The 1,399-nt window shown below is 72.8% G+C and carries 1 protein-coding gene; it reads left to right on the forward strand.

Annotated elements, in window-relative coordinates; translation table 11 throughout:
* Positions 1–134: 134 nt before the first annotated feature.
* Positions 135–1,399, forward strand: a 1,265-nt coding sequence (locus tag C667_RS22945; RefSeq protein ID WP_004388709.1) for a sigma-54 interaction domain-containing protein, incomplete at its 3' end; no start/stop codon positions are given.

The raw sequence follows: 1,399 nt of genomic DNA on the forward strand, positions 1-1,399 counted from the left end.
GGCGCGTCCGGCGCGCCGCCGATGCGCTCGCGCGATGACCGCCGCGGGCCGCACTGCGGCGCGGGTGGCGGCGTTGCCCGGCTGGCAGCGCCGGTCCCATAATCATCGGCACCCTCTTTCCCGCGTGGATCTCCATGGGTCTCTCCGCCGCCGATCTCGACGACAACGGCCTCAGGGTCGGCATCTCGCCAGAGCATTTCCGCTCGGTGGCGATGCCGCTGCTCTTCGACCACCTCAACGCGCAGTGCGAGGGCACGGTGGCGGTCAACCGCGAGGCGCGCATCGTCTGGATGAGCGACAAGTACGCCGCCAAGATCGGCCTCGCCGACGGCCGCAGCGCGCTCGGGCGCGAGATCGAGGACGTGCTGCCGGCGAGCCGCCTGCGCGAGGTGGTGGACAGCGGCCAGCCCAGCCTGCTCGACCTCATGCCCTTCGGCGACGAGCACTTCGTCGTCACCCGCATCCCGCTGCGCGCCGACGACGGCTGCGTGGTCGGTGCGCTCGGCTTCGTGCTCTTCGACCGCGCCCGCCACCTCAAGCCGCTGATGGAGAAGTTCGGCCGCCTGCAGGCGCGCCTCGCAGAGACCGAGCGTGCGTTGCTGCAGGCCCGGCGCGCGCGCTACACGATCGCCAACTTCATCGGCGCGAGCCCGCTCGCCGGCGAGATCAAGCGCCAGGCGCGCCGCGCCGCCCAGCTCGACGCCACGGTGTTGCTGCGCGGCGAGACCGGCACCGGCAAGGAACTCCTCGCCCAGGGCATCCACAACCTGTCGGCGCGTGCCGACGGGCCCTTCGTCGCGGTGAACATGGCGGCGGTACCCGACAACCTGGTCGAGGCCGAGCTCTTCGGCACCGCGCCGGGCGCCTTCACCGGTGCAGATCGCAAGGCGCGCATCGGCAAGTTCGAGCTCGCCAACGGCGGCACGCTCTTTCTCGACGAGATCGGCGACCTGCCGCTACCCCTGCAGGTGAAGCTGCTGCGCGTGCTGCAGGAGCAGCAGGTCGAGCCGCTGGGCTCGAACCAGGTGCGCCCGCTCGACGTGCGCGTGATCGCCGCCACCCATGTGGACCTGGAGGCGCGCGTCGCCGACGGCAGCTTCCGTGCCGACCTGTTCTACCGCCTCAATGTACTGAGCCTGCGCGTGCCCAGCCTGCGCGAGCGGCGCGAGGATCTGCCCGCGCTGGTCGAGGCCTTGCTCGACGACATCGCCGCACGCTCGGGCCAGCGCCCGCTCGAGCTCGCCGACGACGCGCTCGCGCTGCTCGCCGCCCAGCCCTGGCCGGGCAACGTGCGCCAGCTGCGCAACCTGCTCGAGCGCGCCCAGCTCAGCGCCGAGGACGGCCCGCTCGCCGCCGCGACGCTGGAAGCGCTGCTCGGCGCCAGGCTGCCGGCGCAGGG

This window comes from Thauera phenylacetica B4P, assembly GCF_000310225.1.
GTDB lineage: Bacteria > Pseudomonadota > Gammaproteobacteria > Burkholderiales > Rhodocyclaceae > Thauera > Thauera phenylacetica.